At 72.7% G+C, this 18,250-nt stretch carries 21 protein-coding genes and 1 tRNA gene; 7 read left to right on the top strand and 15 right to left on the bottom strand.

Going from position 1 to position 18,250, the window contains the following annotated elements; all coding sequences use genetic code 11:
• The first annotated feature begins 7 nt into the window (after positions 1-7).
• The gene (locus PVK74_RS15175) at positions 8-832 is read left to right on the top strand and encodes an SURF1 family cytochrome oxidase biogenesis protein (protein ID WP_274476650.1); all 825 of its coding nucleotides are present in this window, start codon (positions 8-10) and stop codon (positions 830-832) included.
• Positions 833-842: 10 nt separating this feature from the next.
• Here the strand turns inward: PVK74_RS15175 and PVK74_RS15180 are convergent, their stop codons facing one another.
• The 4 genes from PVK74_RS15180 to PVK74_RS15195 form a co-directional block, all read right to left on the bottom strand.
• Positions 843-2,426: an ATP-dependent DNA ligase gene (locus PVK74_RS15180; RefSeq protein WP_069087320.1), complete on the bottom strand. Its 1,584-nt coding sequence runs from the start codon at positions 2,424-2,426 to the stop codon at positions 843-845.
• Between the two features lie 86 nt (positions 2,427-2,512).
• Positions 2,513-2,719 (bottom strand): hypothetical protein, encoded by a 207-nt coding sequence (locus tag PVK74_RS15185; RefSeq protein ID WP_030273275.1) that lies wholly within the window; start codon positions 2,717-2,719, stop codon positions 2,513-2,515.
• Positions 2,720-2,797: 78 nt separating this feature from the next.
• A complete protein-coding gene (locus PVK74_RS15190; protein WP_064448658.1) occupies positions 2,798-4,162 on the bottom strand; it encodes a dipeptidase in 1,365 nt (454 codons plus the stop codon).
• A gap of 21 nt (positions 4,163-4,183) precedes the next feature.
• Positions 4,184-4,840, bottom strand: coding sequence for a uridine kinase family protein (locus PVK74_RS15195; RefSeq protein WP_274476654.1), 657 nt, complete (start codon positions 4,838-4,840; stop codon positions 4,184-4,186).
• Positions 4,841-4,951: 111 nt separating this feature from the next.
• Between PVK74_RS15195 and PVK74_RS15200 the strand changes: the two genes are divergently transcribed.
• Positions 4,952-5,353, top strand: coding sequence for a rhodanese-like domain-containing protein (locus tag PVK74_RS15200; protein ID WP_013288093.1), 402 nt, complete (start codon positions 4,952-4,954; stop codon positions 5,351-5,353).
• On the opposite strand, the gene PVK74_RS15205 is transcribed toward PVK74_RS15200, so the two are convergent.
• The 3 genes from PVK74_RS15205 to ssb form a co-directional block, all read right to left on the bottom strand.
• Positions 5,347-6,930 carry a cobyric acid synthase gene (locus PVK74_RS15205; RefSeq protein ID WP_210870774.1) on the bottom strand — a complete coding sequence of 528 codons (1,584 nt, stop codon included), beginning with the start codon at positions 6,928-6,930 and terminating at the stop codon, positions 5,347-5,349. The genes PVK74_RS15200 and PVK74_RS15205 overlap by 7 nt on opposite strands.
• Positions 6,927-7,943 carry a cobalamin biosynthesis protein gene (locus PVK74_RS15210; protein WP_069087287.1) on the bottom strand — a complete coding sequence of 339 codons (1,017 nt, stop codon included), beginning with the start codon at positions 7,941-7,943 and terminating at the stop codon, positions 6,927-6,929. Before PVK74_RS15210 ends, PVK74_RS15205 begins: the two co-directional genes overlap by 4 nt.
• A gap of 85 nt (positions 7,944-8,028) precedes the next feature.
• Positions 8,029-8,883, bottom strand: coding sequence for a single-stranded DNA-binding protein (gene ssb, locus PVK74_RS15215; RefSeq protein ID WP_274476655.1), 855 nt, complete (start codon positions 8,881-8,883; stop codon positions 8,029-8,031).
• Positions 8,884-9,169: 286 nt separating this feature from the next.
• On the opposite strand from ssb, the gene PVK74_RS15220 reads away from it, so the two are divergent.
• Together PVK74_RS15220 and PVK74_RS15225 are read left to right on the top strand one after the other, a co-directional pair.
• Positions 9,170-9,580: an HPF/RaiA family ribosome-associated protein gene (locus PVK74_RS15220; protein ID WP_043328869.1), complete on the top strand. Its 411-nt coding sequence runs from the start codon at positions 9,170-9,172 to the stop codon at positions 9,578-9,580.
• Between the two features lie 163 nt (positions 9,581-9,743).
• On the top strand, positions 9,744-10,760 hold the full coding sequence (locus tag PVK74_RS15225; protein WP_210870768.1) for an alpha/beta hydrolase: 1,017 nt from the start codon (positions 9,744-9,746) through the stop codon (positions 10,758-10,760).
• Positions 10,761-10,784: 24 nt separating this feature from the next.
• Here the strand turns inward: PVK74_RS15225 and PVK74_RS15230 are convergent, their stop codons facing one another.
• Positions 10,785-11,519, bottom strand: a complete 735-nt coding sequence (locus PVK74_RS15230; RefSeq protein WP_274476656.1) for a hypothetical protein — start codon at positions 11,517-11,519, stop codon at positions 10,785-10,787.
• Positions 11,520-11,689: 170 nt separating this feature from the next.
• On the opposite strand from PVK74_RS15230, the gene PVK74_RS15235 reads away from it, so the two are divergent.
• A tRNA-Arg gene (locus PVK74_RS15235) sits at positions 11,690-11,765 on the top strand.
• A 29-nt stretch (positions 11,766-11,794) separates the two neighbouring features.
• Here the strand turns inward: PVK74_RS15235 and PVK74_RS15240 are convergent.
• From PVK74_RS15240 to PVK74_RS15260, 5 genes are all read right to left on the bottom strand, one after another.
• Entirely contained in the window at positions 11,795-12,190 is a 396-nt protein-coding gene (locus tag PVK74_RS15240; RefSeq protein ID WP_043328857.1) for a hypothetical protein, read from the bottom strand.
• A 31-nt stretch (positions 12,191-12,221) separates the two neighbouring features.
• Positions 12,222-14,231, bottom strand: coding sequence for a hypothetical protein (locus tag PVK74_RS15245; RefSeq protein WP_274476657.1), 2,010 nt, complete (start codon positions 14,229-14,231; stop codon positions 12,222-12,224).
• A gap of 102 nt (positions 14,232-14,333) precedes the next feature.
• The gene (locus tag PVK74_RS15250; protein ID WP_274476658.1) at positions 14,334-14,660 is read right to left on the bottom strand and encodes a hypothetical protein; all 327 of its coding nucleotides are present in this window, start codon (positions 14,658-14,660) and stop codon (positions 14,334-14,336) included.
• Positions 14,651-15,376, bottom strand: a complete 726-nt coding sequence (locus PVK74_RS15255; RefSeq protein ID WP_166457044.1) for an alpha/beta fold hydrolase — start codon at positions 15,374-15,376, stop codon at positions 14,651-14,653. Before PVK74_RS15255 ends, PVK74_RS15250 begins: the two co-directional genes overlap by 10 nt.
• A 95-nt stretch (positions 15,377-15,471) precedes the next feature.
• A complete protein-coding gene (locus PVK74_RS15260; protein ID WP_274476659.1) occupies positions 15,472-16,197 on the bottom strand; it encodes an SDR family oxidoreductase in 726 nt (241 codons plus the stop codon).
• A 74-nt stretch (positions 16,198-16,271) separates the two neighbouring features.
• On the opposite strand from PVK74_RS15260, the gene PVK74_RS15265 reads away from it, so the two are divergent.
• Positions 16,272-16,631 carry a MerR family transcriptional regulator gene (locus PVK74_RS15265; protein ID WP_274476660.1) on the top strand — a complete coding sequence of 120 codons (360 nt, stop codon included), beginning with the start codon at positions 16,272-16,274 and terminating at the stop codon, positions 16,629-16,631.
• Positions 16,632-16,788: 157 nt separating this feature from the next.
• Positions 16,789-17,235, top strand: a complete 447-nt coding sequence (locus tag PVK74_RS15270; protein WP_043328852.1) for a hypothetical protein — start codon at positions 16,789-16,791, stop codon at positions 17,233-17,235.
• On the opposite strand, the gene PVK74_RS15275 is transcribed toward PVK74_RS15270, so the two are convergent.
• Together PVK74_RS15275 and PVK74_RS15280 are read right to left on the bottom strand one after the other, a co-directional pair.
• Positions 17,232-17,642, bottom strand: coding sequence for a TIGR03618 family F420-dependent PPOX class oxidoreductase (locus PVK74_RS15275; RefSeq protein ID WP_064448672.1), 411 nt, complete (start codon positions 17,640-17,642; stop codon positions 17,232-17,234). The two genes, PVK74_RS15270 and PVK74_RS15275, sit on opposite strands and share 4 nt — an antisense overlap.
• A gap of 41 nt (positions 17,643-17,683) precedes the next feature.
• Positions 17,684-18,124 carry an Rv0361 family membrane protein gene (locus tag PVK74_RS15280; protein WP_043328848.1) on the bottom strand — a complete coding sequence of 147 codons (441 nt, stop codon included), beginning with the start codon at positions 18,122-18,124 and terminating at the stop codon, positions 17,684-17,686.
• Positions 18,125-18,250: the final 126 nt, after the last annotated feature.

Here is an 18,250-nt window from a genome sequence, read left to right on the forward strand (position 1 = left end):
GGCCAACGTGTACCGGTTCCTGCTGACCCCGCGCTGGCTCGGCTACCTCGCGCTGACGCTCGTCGCCGCGACGGTGATGGTGTTCCTGGGCAACTGGCAGCTGGACCGCTACCGGGGCCGGACGGCGATCAACGACCGGATCGACGCCGGGGCCACCATGACGCCCGCGCCGCTGCGCGACGCGCTGCCCGCGCCCACCGGCGGCGCGGGTGCCGTCGGTCCCGCTCCGGCCGAGGAGCTGACCTGGAGCCGGGTCACCGCCACCGGCCGGTACGACAGCGCGAACACCATCCTGATCCGCGGCCGGACCGTCGACCGGACGGTCGGCTTCGAGGTGCTCACCCCGCTGGTGCTCGCCGACGGCAGCGCGGTGCTCGTCGACCGGGGCTGGATCCCGCCCGCCCCGGGGGCCGGCGCGACGGTCCAGCCGCAGGTGCCGGCGGCGCCGGGCGGCGAGGTGACAGTGACCGGCCGGGTGGTCGCCAGCGAGAGCGGCGGGGGCGGGGTCAGCCGGCGCGACGGGAAGCTGGAGGCCCGGCGCATCGACATCCCCCGCCTGGCCGAGCAGCTCCCCTATCCGGTGACCGGCGGCTACGTGCTGCTCGACGGGCAGACGCCGGCCGCCGACCCGGCGTTCCGGGCGGTGCAGATCGGGCACACGAACAACTGGCAGAACTTCGGCTACGTGTGGCAGTGGTGGATCTTCGCGGTGATGAGCCTGTTCGGCTACGGCTGGGTGGCGCGCCGCGAGGCCCGGCGCCTCGCCGGACTGGACAAGCCGGGCGAGCCGGTGGACCGGGCCGCCGAGCCGGCCGCCCCCACCTCCGCCTGAGCCGGACCGGTCAGCCGGTGAGCCGGCCGGCGTGGATGGCGCGGACCGCGTCGATCGTGTCCGCCTCGGCGGCCGTCTTGTCGTGGCGGTAACGCAGCACGCGGGCGAAGCGCAGGGCCATGCCACCCGGGTAGCGGCTACTGGTCTGCACCCCGTCGAAGGCGATCTCGACCACCTGCACCGGCCGGACCCGCACCTCCCAGTCGCCCTTCTCCACTGCGAGCGACAGGAACCGCTCGGTCTGCCAGCGCAGCATCTCGTCGGTGAGCCCCTTGAAGGTCTTGCCGAGCATGACGAACTCGCCGGTTCGCGGGTCGCGGGCGCCGAGGTGCAGGTTCGACAGCCATCCCTCGCGCCGGCCGCTGCCCCACTCGACCGCGAGCACCACCAGGTCGAGCGTGTGCCGCGGCTTGACCTTGACCCAGGCCGAGCCGCGCCGGCCGGCGTCGTAGGGCGCGGCCGGGTCCTTCACGACCACGCCTTCCTGCCCGGCGTCGACCGCCGCGGCGAACGCCGTGGCCGCCTGCTCCGCGTCGTCCACCTCGATCCGGTCGACGAGCAGCGAGGCGTCGACCGCGCGGGCCAGGGCCGCCCACCGCTCCCGCCCGGGCGCGTCGATCAGGTCGGCGCCGTCGAGGTGCAGCAGGTCGAAGAAGTACGGCGTGAGCACCGGCTCGCCGGTGCGCTCGGCGGCGGCCAGCACAGCGGGCGCGACCTGCGTCGGCCCGGTGGTGCTGGGCGTGGTGCGCCGGGCCGCCCGGCTGGACGTCTCCTGGAACGGCAGCGGCCGGCCGGCCGCGTCCAGCCCGATCGCCTCACCGTCGAGCACCAGCTCGCGGGCGGGCAGCGCGCGTACGGCCGCCACCACCTGGGGCAGCCGGCCGGTGATCTCGTCCAGGCTGCGGGTGAACACGGCGATGTCCGAGCCGGAACGGTGCACCTGGATGCGGATGCCGTCGAGCTTCACGTCGACCATCGCCGGCACGCCGGTGGCGGTGAGCGCCTCGTCGACGGAAGGCGCGCTCTGCGCCAGCATCGGCGCGAGCGGGCGGCCCACCTGGAGGCCGAACCCGGCCAGCGCCGGGGCGCCGCCGGTGAGCGCCGCGACCGCCACCGCGCGCAGGTCACCGGCGAGCAGCAGGGCACGCCGGACGGCCGCGACCGGTACGTCGGCGGCGCGCGCGACCGCGTCGGTCAGCAGCCCGGCCTGCGCGCCCTGCCGCAGCTCGCCCCGGAACAGGCCGGTCAGCAGGCGCTGCTCGTCGGCGGTCGCGGCGGCGAAGAGACGGCCGACGAGATCCCGCCGCCGGGCCTGCGAACCGGAGCCGGCGACGCGGGAGATCTCCTCGATCGCCGCGTCGACGGCGGCGACGGTGAGCGTCGGCTCGGCGGCCGGCGGCGGCAGGTCACGCAGGCCCGCCCAGCCGACACCGGTCTGACGCTGGCGCAGCTCACCGGCGAGATAGCCGGCGCCGGCCGGGATCTCGCCCGGCTCCAGCCCGCGCAGCGCAGCGGCCAGCAGCTCCACCTTGGCTCGTCTGCCGCTGGTGGCGCCGACCGCGGCCGAGGTGGCCGCCAGCTCCACGAAACGCACGCCCATATCCTGCCAGTCACCTGCGACACCGGGGCCGATCCGGCGACCCGGCACACCACACGGGTGGCCGGGTCACCGGCAACCGGTCAGGCCGAGACCGGTTCCTCGATCCGCAGGCCGCGCCCGCGCACGCCCTCGGCGACCCGGGTGAGCAGCGCGTCGAGCGTGACCAGCGCGGCGGAGAGCTCGCCGATCTGTTCGTTGAGCGTGTCCTCGGACCACGCGGAGACGTCGACGTCCCCCAGAGCACGGACGGCGGCCTGAAGCCGCTCCATCTCGTCGTTCGTACGCATGTTCGAAAGGCTATAACACCCCGCCCGCCGACACACCACAAACTCCGACATCGGCCCCGAAGTTACGGTTTCGACACCTCAGCCGCGGTTTCCGGCCTCCGCCACCCGGGCCAGCAGCAGCGCCTCGGCCAGGCACACCCGCGCGAACTCGCCCAGGTGCAGGCTCTCGTTCGGCCCGTGGGCCCGCGCGTGCGGGTCCTCCACCCCGGTCACCAGGATCGCGGCCTGCGGGAACATCTCCTGGAACGTGGCGATGAACGGGATCGACCCGCCCACCCCGATGTCCACCGGGTCGGTGCCGTCCCAGGCCGCCCGGAACGCCGACCGCGCCGCGTCGAACATCGGCCCGGAGGCGTCGATGACGCAGGGCGCGCCGTCGTGCTCGAACGTCACCGACACCTGCGCGCCCCACGGCGCGTGCCGCTCCAGGTGCGCGGTCAGCGCCGCGTACGCCTTCTTCGGGTCATCGCCCGGCGCGAGCCGTACGCTCAGCTTCGCCTTCGCGGACGGCACCAGCGCGTTCGGCGCCTCGCCGGTGGCCGGCGCGTCCACGCCGAGGATCGCCAGCGCCGGCTTGGTCCAGAGCCGGTCGGTGATCCGGCCGGTGCCGAACAGTTCCGCGCCGTCGACCAGGCCGGCCTCGGCGCGGAACCGGTCCTCCGGGTAGTCGACGCTGGCGCCCTCGCGGCCGACCAGTCCGTCCACCGCGACGTCACCGGCCTCGTCGTGCAGCGTGCCGAGCAGCTTCACCAGCGCGGTGAGCGCGTCCGGCACCGCGCCGCCGAACATGCCGCTGTGCACCGCGTGGTCGAGCGTGCGCACCTCCACGAAGCAGTTGACGATGCCGCGCAGCGAGGTGGTCAGCGCGGGCACGCCGACGTCCCAGTTGGTGGAGTCGGCGATCACGATGACGTCGGAGGCCAGATCGTCACGGTGCTCGGCGAGCAGCCGCTCCAGCGAGTCCGAGCCGTACTCCTCCTCGCCCTCGATGAACAGCACCACGCCGACCGGGAGCCGGTCGCCGAACGCGCGCAGCGCGGCGACGTGCGCCATGATGCCGGCCTTGTCGTCGGCGGCGCCCCGGCCGTAGAGGCGGCCGTCACGCTCCACCGGCTCGAACGGGTCCGACTCCCACAGCGACAGGTCGCCGACCGGCTGCACGTCGTGGTGCGCGTACATGAGCACGGTGGGCGCGCCGGGCGGGGCCGCCTTCGTGCCGATCACCGCGGGCTGGCCGCCGGACCGGACGATCCGCGTGTCGAGGCCGCAGCCGCGCAGCAGCTCCGCCACCGCCTCGGCGGAACGCTCCACGTGCGAGTGGTCGAAGCCCTCGAAGGCGATGCCCGGGATGCGGACGAGTCGCTCGAGGTCGGCACGGACGCCGGGCAGTTCCCGCTCGACGGCGGCCCGCACCTCGGACTCGGAGAGGATCGGAGTGGTCATGACCGGAATCGTATGCTGGCCTTACCCCGCCACGTCGGCCGAGCCTGATCGCCGGCCGCCCACCCGGACGTAGTAGCGGTCCGCGTCGTGCGGCAGGTCCGGGGCGCCGTCGACGACCAGGTCCACCGCCGCCGCGGTGCCGTCGGCGGTGAAGTGCGCCCGCTCCCCCGCGTGCCAGCGGCGCAACTCCGGCAGGATCTGCTCACCGTCGCGGGCGAGCGCCCGGCGCAACCGCAGCTCGGCCGGCGCGGTGACGAGCACCGACAGCGTCAGCTCGGGGCGTACCGCGGCGCGGGCGGCGCTCACCCCCTCGACGATCAGCGCCGGACCGGCCGGCACCGGCACCACCCGGTCCAGGAACCGGCGTCGCACCCAGCTGTAGCGGCGGTAGCCGCCCGCCCGGCCGGCCCGCACCGGGCCGAGCACCTGCTCCTCCAGCCGGGTCCAGAACGTGAGCTGGTCGTCCCAGCCGTCGAGCAGGTCGTCGGTGTGCACCAACGGCGGGCGCACGCCGCCCGCCCGCTCCGCGAGCGCGTCCGCGAGGCGCGTCGCGAACACGCTCTTGCCCGCGCCGCTGGGCCCGTCGACGGCCACCAGCCGGGTACGCCCCAACCGCGCCGGACCGGCCAGCACGCGGCGGGCCAACCCGGCGTACGCCTCGATCACGGCGACGTTCACCCGACCGACGCTAACGTTCCCCCGTCCGCTGGAACCTGCGACCCGGGCGGACCGTTTCGGCGAGCGGTGACGTGGGCGGCTGGGCATCATCGGGGGGTGCTCCATGACGTGATGTGTCCGGGCGTCGACGCCCTCCTGGAACAGGCCCGCGCCGGTCTCCGCCGGCTCACTCCGCACGAGACCGTCGAGGCGGTCCGAGGCGGCGCGCTGCTGATCGACACGCGTACCGAGGCGCAGCGCCGCGAGGAGGGTGAGCTGCCCGGCGCGATCGTCATCGACCGCACCGTGCTGGAGTGGCGGCTCGACCCGGCCAGCGCCTGGCGCATCCCCGAGGCCACCGGGTACGACCGCGAGATAGTCGTGGTGTGCCGGGAGGGGTACAGCTCCAGCCTGGCCGCCGCCAGCCTCCAGACGCTGGGGCTGCGGCAGGCCACCGACATGATCGGCGGGGTGCAGGGCTGGCGGGAGGCCGGGCTGCCGATGTCCGACCGCCCCGCCGACGTGCGCTACTGAACCGCGCGGTCGACGGCGGGCCGCCGGACGTCGCTCTGTGCCGGCGGCGCGCCGGGTGGCACGAACGGCAGTCCCGGCGGCGGACCGGACTCGATCAGCCGCCACAGCGCGTCCGTGTCGAGGTGTTCCTCCACCAGGTCGCCGAGCAGGTCCAGCGTCCGCTCCCGGGCCGCCGCGAAGGACGTGTCCGGCGCGACCTTGAAGCCGGTGCGCCCGGCCGCCGCCGCGACCTCGGTCAGGAAGCGGCGGCGGAACTCGTCGGAGGAGAACGTGCCGTGCCAGTGGGTGCCGTACACGTTGCCGAGGCGCGCGCCCTCGCCGGTGCCGTCGGTGTGACGCAACAGCGGCGCGAGCCCCGGGTCGGCCGTCGACACCCGGCCGTGGTGGATCTCGTAGCCGCTCACCGGCACGTCCCCGGCGGCGCTGCCCTCGGCCCGGCGCACCGTCTTGACCGGCTCGAACGTGATCTCGACGGGCAGCAGCCCGAGGCCGGGCACGGTGCCCCGGCGGCTCTCCACCGGGTCGTGGATCACCCGGCCCAGCATCTGGAAGCCGCCGCAGATGCCGAGCAGCGGCCGTCCGGCGGCGGCGTGCGCCAGTACCGCGTCGGCCAGGCCGGTCTCCCGCAGCCAGGCCAGGTCGGCGACAGTCGACTTGGTGCCGGGGAGCACCACCAGGTCGGCGGCGGCCAGTTCGGCCGGTTCGACGGTGAGGCGTACCCGCACACCCGGCTCGGTGGCGAGGGCCTCGACGTCGGTGGCGTTGCTGATCCGGGGTAGCCGCACCACTGCCACGTCGAGCCAGTCGGTGCCCCGGGGCGCGGGCGGCCGGCCGAGCACCCGCCCGTACGCGAGCGAGTCCTCCGCGTCCAGCCACAGGTCCAGCGCCCAGGGCACCACCCCGTACGTGGGACGGCCGGTGACCCGGCGCAGCATGTCCAGCCCCGGCTGGAGCAGCCCCCGGTCGCCCCGGAACTTGTTCACCACGAACCCGGCGACCAGCGCCTGGTCGGCCGCGTCGAGCAGGGCGACGGTGCCGAACATCGAGGCGAACACGCCGCCCCGGTCGATGTCGCCGACCACGATCGTCGGCAGCCCGGCCGCACGCGCCAGCCCCATGTTGACGTAGTCGCCGTCACGCAGGTTGATCTCGGCGGGGCTGCCCGCGCCCTCGCAGATCACCACCTCGTACTCCTCGCGCAGCTCGGTCAGCGCCGCGTACGCGGTGGTGGCGAGCCGGGACCGCACCTCGTGGTAGTTGCCGGCGGTGACCGTGTCGACCGCCTCGCCGAGCAGCACCACCTGGCTGGCGTGGTCGCTGCCCGGCTTGAGCAGCACCGGGTTGAACCGCAGGTCGGCGTCGAGCCCGCAGGCGGCGGCCTGCATGGCCTGGGCTCGGCCCAGCTCCCCGCCGCGCCCGTCCGGCCCGACCACCACAGCGGAGTTGTTCGACATGTTCTGCGCCTTGAACGGCGCGACCCGGACGCCCCGGCGGCGCAGCCAGCGGCAGATACCGGCGGTGAGCACGCTCTTGCCGGCGTCGGAGGTGGTGCCGGCGACCAGCAGCCCGCCGCTCACCGCCCGCTCCCCCGGCGGGCTGCCCGCATGAGGACGCCCAGCGCGGCCCGTCCGGCGGCTCCGGCCACGCGCCCGACGGTCACCGGGTAGAGCGCGGCCAGGCCGAGCGCGGCCGCGCCGACCGCGCCGGAGATCCGGGCGGCCCGCTTCAGGTGCCGCGCCTCGGGGCGGGGCCCGTCACCGAGGAACGGCCGGGTCTCGGCGCGGCCGAAGTAGACGTTGCGCCCGCCGAGCCGGACACCGAGCGCGCCCGCCATCGCCGCCTCGCACTGACCGGCGTTGGGGCTCGGGTGGTCGGCCCGGTCCCGCCGCCACACCCGCCAGGCGACGGCACGGTCCCCGTGCGCCGCCGGCGCAACCGCGACCGTGAGCAACCCGGTCAGCCGGGACGGCACCAGGTTCAGCACGTCGTCCAGCCGGGCCGCCGGGGTGCCGAAGCGGGCGTACCGGGGCGAGCGGTGACCGACCATCGCGTCGAGCGTGTTTGCCGCCCGGTAGCCGAGCAGACCGGGCAGGCCCGCGACCGCGCCCCAGACCAGCGGGGCGACCACCGCGTCCGAGGTGTTCTCGGCGACCGACTCGACCGTGGCGCGGGCGAGTTCGGACTCGTCGAGGGCGGACGGGTCCCGCCCGCAGAGGTTGCCGAGGCGGGCCCGGGCGGCGGGCAGGTCGGCCCGGCCCAGCGCCCGTGCCATCACCCGGGACTCGTGCCGCAGCGTGCGCCCACCCAGCACCGTCCAGGTGCCGGCGGCGACCAGCGCGGCCCGGGCCACTGGATGACGGCGGGTGGCCAGCGCGGCGGCGGCGCCGAGCAGGACCGGCGCGCCGACCGCGAGCGCCGTGAACGCGGCACCGGCCGACCGGTCGGGACGGTAGAGCCGCTGTTCCAGGGCGCCGGCCGCCCGGCCGAAGCCGGCCACCGGATGCCACCGGCGGGGGTCACCGAGCAGCGCGTCGAGCGCGTAGCCCGCCACCAGTCCGGTCGCGTTCGCCATGGCGGTCGCCTGCCGCACCCGTCACCACCTCCGGCCGGCCAGCCTAGTCGTACGCGGGGTGGAGACGCCGATGTCACCACCCCGCGCCCCCGTCGGACGACTGTCAGGCGGGCACCGGGGTCCGTCGCCTGCTCCGGCGCCCCGACGCGGTCCCGCCCGGGCTCGCGCCGCCCGGCTCGCCCTCACCCGGCCCGGAACCACCCGGTCCGCCGACCTCCGGCGGTGCGACCTCGCCCAGTTCGTCGTCCTCGGCCGTGGCCGGCCCGTCGTCGGCCACGTCGCCCAGCTCGTCCTCCTCCCCCGCCGGGCCACCCGAACCGGGTTCGAAGCCGGCGGCCTGCCGCGCACCGGGCCGGGCGTCGACGGACCGGGCATCGACGGACCGGGCGTCGAACGGGTCGGGCTCACCCACCCGCTCCACGGTGCCGACGAGCCCGACCCGGCCGCCGCCGTACTCCGAGGGCGGGAAGTCGTCGTCGAAGGGCCGGTCGTCGAAGGTGGCCGGGGCCTGCCCGTCGGGCACCGGCTCGGTCGTCTCGCCGTGCACCCGCTGCTCGGCCTCCGCGTCCTCGACCGTGCTGGTGGCCGCGCGGGGCTGGTTACGCAGGAACCGGGCCCGGCCGCGGGACAGGTCGTGCCCGACCGCGACCGCCTCCAGTTCGTAGAGCGTGCGGTGGGTGCCGGACTCGTCGGTCCAGTCCCGGGTGTAGAGACGGCCGGCGACGATCACCGGGTCGCCGACCGCCACCGAGGACGCGACTCCCTCGGCCAGGCGGCGCCAGCAGTTGACGCGTACCCGAAGGCTGTTGCCGTCGACCCAGCGGCCGCTGTCGCGGTCGAGCCGGCGGGCGGTCGAGGCGACCTTGAAGTTGGCCACCAGCGTTCCGCTCTGGGTGGTCCGGCGCCACTCCGGCGCGGTCAGCACATTGCCGACGATCGTGACGTACGTATCGAACATCGCCCCTCCCAGGGATCGACTTGTCCCCGGAAGCGTCGGCCTGCCGCCTCGCCCGGACCACCCGTCCGGCCCGTACCTGTGGACGACGGACCGCCCTGTGGACAACCCCCTGATCAAGGTCCCGATCTGCTAGGTCAACCGGCCCTACGCGCCTGACCTGCGGCGACGCACGATCGAGTGGAGCCGGCAAGCAGGCGTTCCGGAATCACGCCGGTTGGGTAAGTACTTGATCAACCGAGAGAAAGGGAGCTCCGATGCTTCTCCGAGACGTCCGCGAGGCAGCGCGATGAGCGCCGTGGCGAACCCCGCGACCGTGGCCGAGTGCCTGCGGGTCGGCGCCGGGTTCTCCCAGGGCGACCGCAACTGGATCGCCGAGCAGTTCGCGACCCTGGACACCCGGCTCGCCGGCTTCCACGCCGACGCCACCGAGCTGGAGGTGTCCGTCAAGGATCGTGAGGCCCGGGGTCAGAAGGTGACCCTGGAGTGCTGGATCGCCGGCCGGCAGAAGATCGTCACCACCTCGACCGAGGAGGATCTGCACGCCGCGCTCAACGACGTCCGGGACGACCTGCGCCGCAAGCTCAACGACGCGAAGACCCGGCAGGAGCCGCGCAACAACAAGCACCTACGCGCCGTCGACCAGCCCGAGGGCGTCCCGTTGCAGGACGCCGCACGCGAGGACGCCGAAACCGTCTGAATCCCGGCACGGCCCGCCCGCTCGGTGCCGGCGGGCGGGCCGTCCCCGCGCCGAGGCGTTGTTAAGAAGGGGCCCTTCCTCTACCGGATGCGTTAACAAGGGCCCCCTCCTTACAGCCCAGCACCCCTACCGCCGGGTAGCGCGGCGGCGTACCGTCGCGGTCGTGGAACCGGACGTGCTGGGCACCCCCTACGAGCGGCGGACGATCGACCTGGGCACCGACGACGAGGGGCCGGTCGTCGCGACCCTGGTGCGACGGCGGGCCGACCGCCCGACCGGTCGCGCCGTGCTCTACGTGCACGGGTTCGTCGACTACTTCTTCCAGACCCACGTAGCCGACTTCTTCGCCGAGCGCGGCTGGGACTTCTACGCGCTCGACCTGCGCAAGTACGGCCGCAGCCTGCTGGCGCACCAGACTCCGAACTTCTGCCGCGACCTGAGCGACTACTTCCCCGAGCTGGACGCCGCCGCGGAGATCATCCGTGCCGAGGAGGGCCACGACACCCTGCTCGCCATGGGCCACTCGACCGGCGGCCTGATCATCTCGCTCTGGGCGCACGACCGCCGCGACGCCGGACTGGTCGACGGCATCGTGCTCAACAGCCCCTTCTTCGACATCAACGCGCCCTGGATGGTCCGTCGACCCCTCGCGGCCGCCGTCTCCCGCCTGGGCCGCAAGGCGCCGCAGCGTGTCCTGCCGTTCGGCCTGGGCACCGTGTACGGCGAGAGCCTGCACGCCGACCACCGGGGCGAGTGGCGGTACGACCTGGCCTGGAAGCCGCTCGCCGGGTTCCCGGTCCGGGCCGGCTGGCTCAATGCGATCCGTACCGGTCAGCGTCGCCTGCGGGCCGGGCTGGACATCCCGGTGCCGGTGCTGCTCGCCTGTTCGACGCGCAGTTTCCGGGGCACCAAGTGGCACGACAGCGCCACCGGCGCCGACGCCGTGCTCGACGTCGAGCACATGGTGCGCTGGGCGCCCCGCCTCGGCCGGCACGTCACGCTGGCCCGCTTCGACGGCGGGCTGCACGACCTCACGCTGTCCAGTCCCGGCGTACGCGAGAAGGTCTTCGCGGAGGTCGGACGGTGGGCGGAGGGGTTCCTCCGCGCCGGACCGACCGAACCGGAGCCCACGACGCCGCCGTCACCTCGGCGGCCGGCCGACGCGACCGCCGAGGGCTGAGGCCGGGCCGGCCTCGCCGCCGGCTCAGTCGGCGACGACCGCCGCGAGCGCGGCGCGGATCCGGTCGAACGTGGCGATCGGGTGCCCGCCTGCCTGCGGCGGCAGCACCACACCCAGGCAGCGCAACGCCGGCCCGCCGTCCGGTCCGGCCTCGACCGCGAACACCGGCGCGCCCACGTACCCGGCGGGCAGCTCCGTGGTGACCCGCACCTCGCCGCCGTCCCGGGCGACCCGCTCGACCACCGCTTCCAGCGGCCGCGACCCGTCCTCACCCGCGCCCAGGGCCAGCACGAACGCCGAGGCGGGCGCCGCGCCGATCCGGGCGACCGAGTCGGCCGGCGCGGCCACCGCCTCGGTGACCTGCTGGGTACGCCAGCGCCAGCCCCGGTCGTCGGCCCAGCCGTGCAGACCGCCGGTCGGCATCGCGGCGAGCCCCAGTTCCGGCAGGTGCAGCCAGTGGTCGGCGAAGCCGGGCAGGTCGATCGGCTCGTCCGCCCCCTCGGCCGGGTCCGTGACGCTGGGCCGCAACCCGATCTCGCCGTACGCCCGCTCGGTCAGCGCGTCGGCGGTGAGCAGCCACTCGTGCGCGACCTCGCCGTCGTCTGTGGCGCCGACCAGTTCGCTGTAGAAGAAGGCGGTGCCGAGGACGCCGGGCGGTGTGCCCGGGCCGTCCGAGCCGGTGACGGGCAGGATGGCCCGTCCGAGGAGCTGACACAGCTCGAAGACGATCTCGTTCTCGGTTTCCTGGTCGAGCAGCATCCGACGAGGGTACGGATCGCGTTCCGCCCGGCCCACGCGGGACCCGCCGGAACTGTGGTGCCGTTCCGGGCCCCGGCATGGGACGCTGAGGGGCGGAACGGACGCGCCGACCCGTACCCCCGGGCGGACGGGGAGCGGCGGTACCCTCTTGGCGCGACGACCGTCGGCGCGCGCCCGTAGCTCAGCGGATAGAGCAGGGGACTTCTAATCCCAAGGCCGCAGGTTCGAATCCTGCCGGGCGCACCATCCCCACCGCAGGCCAGATCGTCAGCGGGCTACAGGTTGTTGATCCGGGCCAGCAGCTCCGCCTCGGTCAGGTTCTCCAGGACCGCGTCCTGCTTCCGCCCCAGGACGGCCAGCAGCTTCTCCTTCTCCAGCTTCTTGGCCGCCGCCGCCTTCGCCGCCTGGTCCTCCGCGAGGCGGACGGCGATGACGTGCTTGACGACCTCCAACTTGGTCTCCAGGGTCGCCTTGGCCGGATTGGCCTCGGTGGCCACGAACGACTCGGTGTCGACGGCCTTGAGTTCGGCGTTGACCGCCTTGGCCACGTCGTCGAGGCTGAAGCCGGACTTGGCGGTCAGCGGAAGCTCCCACAGCTGCTCCGTGGTCAGCAGTCCCTTGGCCGACGGATAGCGGAACTTCTCCCGCGTGGCCTTCTCAAAAATGGTCACGACGACCTCTCTCCGTTTTCTGGGTAGGGGATCAGAACTGGATGCTGAGGAGGCGGCGCCGGCCGCCGGTCATGGTCACCTTGGCGACCACGGAGTTGCGGATCGTGGAGCTGAAGCCGAGGCCGGAGAGCTGATCCGGAGAGGGCTCGCACTTGGTGCGGTCGCCGAGAACCTCGAACACCTTGCGATGCGGTTGCAGGTCGGCGCGGAGGAACTCGTTGTAGATCCCCCGCGTCGGCTGGTCGTTCACGCACCCCTTCAGGATGAAGAAGTAGTGCCGGTTGCCGACCTCGTTGTCGTCGAAGTAGTTCGGCGAGTACATGATCGTGGACACCGGTACGAACTGTTCGGTGGTGATCCCCCACAGTTCCTTGCCCGCACTGCCCCGCTGCACGTCCTTACCCGACCGGAAAGCGGTGATCACGCCGCCGGTGACCGTCATCCGGCCGACCTCGACGGTCTCCTTGTGGCCGACCGCGCGCTCGTGGCGGTAATGCTCGATCTTCCCGTCGCTCTCGGTCTCGATCACGAAGCCGACCTGGGCGCTGTCCCGCTTGCGGTACTGGTTCACCTCGATCCGGTACTCACCGTCGGGGACGTGGTCGGTCCAGGTGACGTTCTCCACCGGCTCGCGGGAGAACGGCCCGCTGGCGTTCATGTCGACGTCCAGCTTGTCGCGCTTCTCCTGGTACCAGATGTGGTCGCCGTTTGGCTCGAACACGTGCAGGTCGAGGTCGTCGTGGTTGAACCAGGACAGGCTCACCCGCAGCTTGCCGGTGACGTTGCCGCCGGCCCGCTTGACCTTCTCCCGGATCGAGTCGGCGACGTTGCCGCCGTACGACCAGCCGAAGTCGTTGTCCCACCTGAACAACCGCGGAGCGGCCGGGTGCCGGCCGGTCGTGAGACTGACGAAGTGCGGCTCGTGGGTGTTGGCGGCCCACAGGTCGATGGAGCTGGCGCCGGGCAGGATGTCCTTCAGGAAGGAGACCACGGGGATCTCCTCCGGCTTCGCGTCACGAAGGCGCGCACCTGTCGACGTCGTGGTGGCCGCCTGCATGAGCAGCCCTTCGATGCCGTCCTTCATCTGCGGCTGGGTGTCATTGTCGACCCACAGCACGTTGTTGACCGACACATCGGACAGCCGGGCGAACCGTCGCTGCAACGACTCCTCGATGCCCAACTCGTCGATGGTCTTCATGGCAGCCTTGACCATGGCCGGGGTGATCAGCGCCGTGGGGCGCTGGTAGTTCTGCGGCGCCACCTTCGTCTCGAACGACCGGACCGCCTGCTCCAGGTCGACGCCCGCGGAGAGAGCCTGGACGAGGGTGCCGATCACCGTGTTGCGCAAGCGTGCCGCCGGGTTCATGGCGTTGGCGAAGACGAAGGCCCGTCCGTCGGTCGCCTTCGTCCACCGGTTCTGCAGCGACCGGAACTCGGTCACCGCCCGACGATGCTCCGTGCCGCGGTAGAGGGCGTTGTCGTCGATGAGGTCGACGACGGTGTCCAGAGCGTGCGGGGTCAGCTCGGCCAGGCCCCGCTGGAAGACCTGCACCGCGGCGTTGAAGTCGCTCTGTGCCGCGCCGACGTCGTCGGTGCGATGCCGCTTCTCCACCCGGCCGTGCAGGTGGTGCCACACCTCGACCTGGCCGTCGCGCAGCGATCGGGTGGTCTTCGTGCCGTACTGCTCCTGAGTGGACCGGAAGACGGTGGCCAACGGCAGCGAGAGGACGAACTCGTCCAGAGCGGCGGCGACGACGGAGAAGACCGGGTCGGAGGCCGAGACCCCGGACCAGACGGTACGGACGCGCCCGGCGTTGATCTCGACGACGTTGCCGAAGTGCTTGATGAAACCGCGGCAGGTCGAGCAGTCGTACTCGGATCGCTCACGGAACCGCGGATTGGTGCCGGCGGGGAAGGATTCGAGGAAGGTGAGCCAGAGTGAGTCCCGGTCGAGGCCGTCGCCGACGAGGTACAACTCACCTTTGGACATGGTGGACAGACGTGAAGTCACGTCCGTCACGAACTGCTGGAAATCGCCCACCGTTAATCCCCCTTGATCGCCGGAGATCCTACGGAGCGAAACGCCATTCGGAGAACCGCGTTTCCAGCCTTCGCACGGTGCGACGCCAGCGTCGAGCCGGCCCTAGCCCTGCTCGTCAGCGCCAAGGTCCATCATGAACGGGGAGCCGGGGCGCTCGGGCTGCCAGCCCCGCTCAAGCCCTTGCCGGATGGCACTTGCGACCAGCGAAGGGAGCACCGGAGAGGCCACGGCATTCATCCAGTTGTCCGGTCGCGGTGACGCGAGTCGGACGACGAGGGTGGCGCAGCCGGCCAGGTCCGACCGCTCAACGGCGAAGCTCAACGGTGACCAGGTCAGACCCTGGCTGTACGTCGGCTTCCGGCGGACGAGCCAGCAGTAGCGGTTGCTGTCGACGACGATGGGCCGACTGCCCCGCTTGTTCAGTGCCACTGATCCTCCAGCCGGGCAACCAGCGCGGCGATCAGGTCGGGGTGCTGGTCGGTGACGAGATGGCCGGCGGCGGGAACGATGTCGGCGTCCACATGGATCCGCTGTCGTGCTCCTGCGCGCAGTCGTTCCGGGGGCAGGAACACGTCGTGGTGTCCGCTCGCGACCACGACCGGCATCGTGTGAGCGGCCGCCGGTACGAGGTCGTCGGAACTCACCGGACGGGCGTGCCGGGCGACCAGCGTCATCCATTCCACCAGTTCGGCGCGGGGCTCCTGGCCGGGAGCAGACAGGATGCGTAGCAGTCGACGGCTCGAATCAGCTCGTGGCCGCACCAGCCAGGCCAGGAACGCCAGCAGGACACGGGGTGTGATCCGGAGCCGGCACAACCCGCCTGGAGACACGGCGACCTTTCCCCGAATCCGCGGATGATCCGCGGCGAGCGTGACAGCGCCGCCGAACGAATGCCCGAGCACCACGACCGGCCCGGCGGTGGTCTTCTCGATGACCTCTCCCAGCCATGAGCCGTACCACGTGAGCCGGCCACCGGCGGTGCCCGCTTCGTCGGAGCTCAGCCCTGGCTGGCCTGGAAGGTCGGCGGCGACCACCATGCAGTCAACTGTTCCTCGCACCACCGGCGGATCCTGTCCCGGCCCGCAGCGGTTCGATAGATCGAGGTCACCCGCTGCATCCTGCATCAGGGTGATCGGAAGCGCCACGACACCCTCCGGGTCACCGTCAAGGCGCTGCAACCGGTCGGCGATGTGGCGCCTCCGCGAACGCGGCCACGACCGGCACGTACCGCCAGGCCCGGTCAGGCCGCCAGCGCCGCCAGGGCGCGGTCCATCGCGGCGTTGAACTCCTCCGGCGTCAGCGTCAGCCGGGACTTGACGTCCCGGCTCCACTGGTCGGCGAGAACCTCGGCGGCGCCCGCCTCGACGCCGTCGAGCGCCGCGTCGGCCAGATCGGACGGCGCGATCTTGTCGACGGGCCAGCCGGCTGACATGTCGGTGTCGGCCAGGCCGAGGTGCACCGCCGTCACGAGCGTGCCCTGGTCGGCGAGTTCCAGGCGTACGCCGTTGGTCATGGCCCAGGCGGCGGCCTTGGTCAGGTGGTACGCGCCGGCACCCCTGGTCCCGAACCACGACATGGCGGAGAGCACGTTCACGATCGTGCCTCCGCCGTTGCGGGCGAGGGCCGGCGCGAACGCGCGGATCATCTCCAGGTGGCCGAGCACGTTGGTGTCCACCTCGTGTCGTACCGCAGCCAGCGAACCGGTCACCAGGTCGGTTCCGGTCTGGATGCCGGCGTTGTTGACGAGCAGCGTGACGTCCGGGGCGGCAGCGGCGACGGCCCGTACGGATGCGGGGCTGGTGATGTCGAGCGGCAGCGCCTCGACGCCGGGCAGGTCGACGGTCTCCGGCCGGCGGGCGGTCGCGTAGACCTTGCGGGCGCCGCGTTCGAGCAGGCGCTGGGCGAAGGCGCGACCCAGGCCGCGGTTGGCGCCGGTGACGAGGGCTACCGAGTCGTTGATGTCCATGCCCGGTACGCTAAAACCTGACGTTGACGTCAGAGGCAAGTGTTGATCGTCGAAACCGGGGTGAGAGGAGCCACATGCCCGAGCCGCTGATCCGCATCGGCGAGGTGGCGCGCGGCGCCGGTGTCTCGGTACGGGCCGTGCGCTACTACGAGGAGCAGGGCCTTCTCGTCCCCAGGCGCAGCCCGTCCGGCCAGCGCCTCTACCGGCCGGACACGGTCACGCTGGTCCGGTTCATCCAGCAGATGTACGCGGCGGGCCTGACCAGCAGCCGGATCGCCGAACTCCTGCCGTGCTGGGACTCAGGGCACACCGACCCCGGGCAGCGGGCCATGCTGCGCGCCGAGCGCGAGCGCATCCAGGCCAGGGTCGACGATCTCCGGGCCGCCCTGGACCGCCTCGACGAGGTCATCGCGATCACCGATTCGCACCCGTAGGCGCGATCGCCCGCGCAGGTCCGACGACAGACGCATGGCGGAGAGTGGCACAGGAATCCTGGTCGCGTCGACCCGCCGGTTTCGTCGGTGGTGTCGGGCATGATCGCGTGCGCCGCCGCACGACGGCGATCGACGAGCGGGATCACCGGGAGGCAGCGTGGGCGCATCGGGATGGACCTACTTCGTGGCGTACCAGCCGGATGCCCAGGCCGCGCTTGACGAACTGCGCCGGCAGGTCTTCGAGACCGGCGACTACTGGTGGGCGGCGCCGGGCGAGTTCGGTGCGTCCGCCGCCGACTTCCCGGACCGTCCCCGCAGCGAGGAGGAACTGTGGGCGGACGAGCGGGTACAGGAGTCCGGCACCCACTCCATCCTGGACATGTCGCGGGTGCTGACCGACGGCGAGGAGCCCGGCTTCGGGACGTTCCAGCGGGTGACCGAGGCCGAAGCGCTCGCACGTGTGGGCGTCGCCAGGCCGACCCGCGCGCACGTCGAGGCGCTCGCGCCGCTGGCCGAGCAGCGCTGGTTCGGCCGGTACGCCGTGCTGCACGACGAGGCGGGCGTCCCGAGCGAGATCTACTTCTGGGGGTTCTCCGGGGACTAGCGTGCCCGGCCGGCGAGCAGCCACCGCCGGACGGGCACCTCCAGCAGCACCCGTTCACTGTCCGGTGTGACCGGCTGCCGGATGTCCCAGCCGCCGTACTTCTCGGCGAAGGCCGCCACGATCGCGGGCGGGAAGCCGGCACGGTGCAGTCGGGCGACGCCCTCCGCGACGACCGGGTGGACGCCGTCCTCCAGGGCGAGCGAGACGCGGGGGTCGGCCGCCACGTTGCGGGCCTTGACGCTGCGGCCCTCGCAGCCGATCCACCAGACGCCGTCGGCGTACACGAACCACACCGGCGTCATGTGCGGTGAGCCGTCCCGGCGCAGCGTGCAGAGCCAGACGTTGCGTTCACGGGCGAGCCGGTCCTCGACGGCCGGCGGAACCGGTGCGGTGGGAGATGGGGCCATGCGACAAGTGGATCAGGTGCGCGCGGAGGAGCGCCACCGGCTCACTCGCAGATCCGCCACTCCCCGTCCTCCTTGACCATGGGGAACGACTGCGTCACGTTGGTCCCGACCGCCGGGGTGAACCGGATGGTCGTCGACCCGCTCACCCGGCCGTTGTTGTTCGACACGTTGAGCCCGGTGATCTCGTAGCCGGTGAACTCCGGCTGGGAGGACTGCTGCCGGGTGAAGTCCGCCTCGCTGACCCGGTCGCGTACGCGGGTGCAGAGCTGCCGGTACGCGGCGGGGTAGTCGCGGTCGACGATCGCCTCGGCGTAGGTCTGCGCTGTGGACCGGGCCGGACCGGTGGCTTCCTGCACGACCCGGAAGAGGAAGAAGCCGCCGAGCACACCGCCGGAGCAACAGATCGCCAGCACCACGCCGAGCACGATGAACAGGGTTCGCTTGGACTTCTTCGGCGGCACCATGGCCGGCTGGTATGCCATACCCCGCAGGGTAGGAGACGCCGGCAACCGTAAATCGGAGGCCGCGGCTCCGCTTCTCGGCGGGCGCTGAGCCTCGGCTGCTTTACGCCGGAGCGAAACTCGTCAAGCACCAAGGGTGACCAGTAC

Origin of the sequence: Micromonospora chalcea (assembly GCF_028768405.1) — a bacterium.
Classification (GTDB): domain Bacteria; phylum Actinomycetota; class Actinomycetes; order Mycobacteriales; family Micromonosporaceae; genus Micromonospora; species Micromonospora chalcea.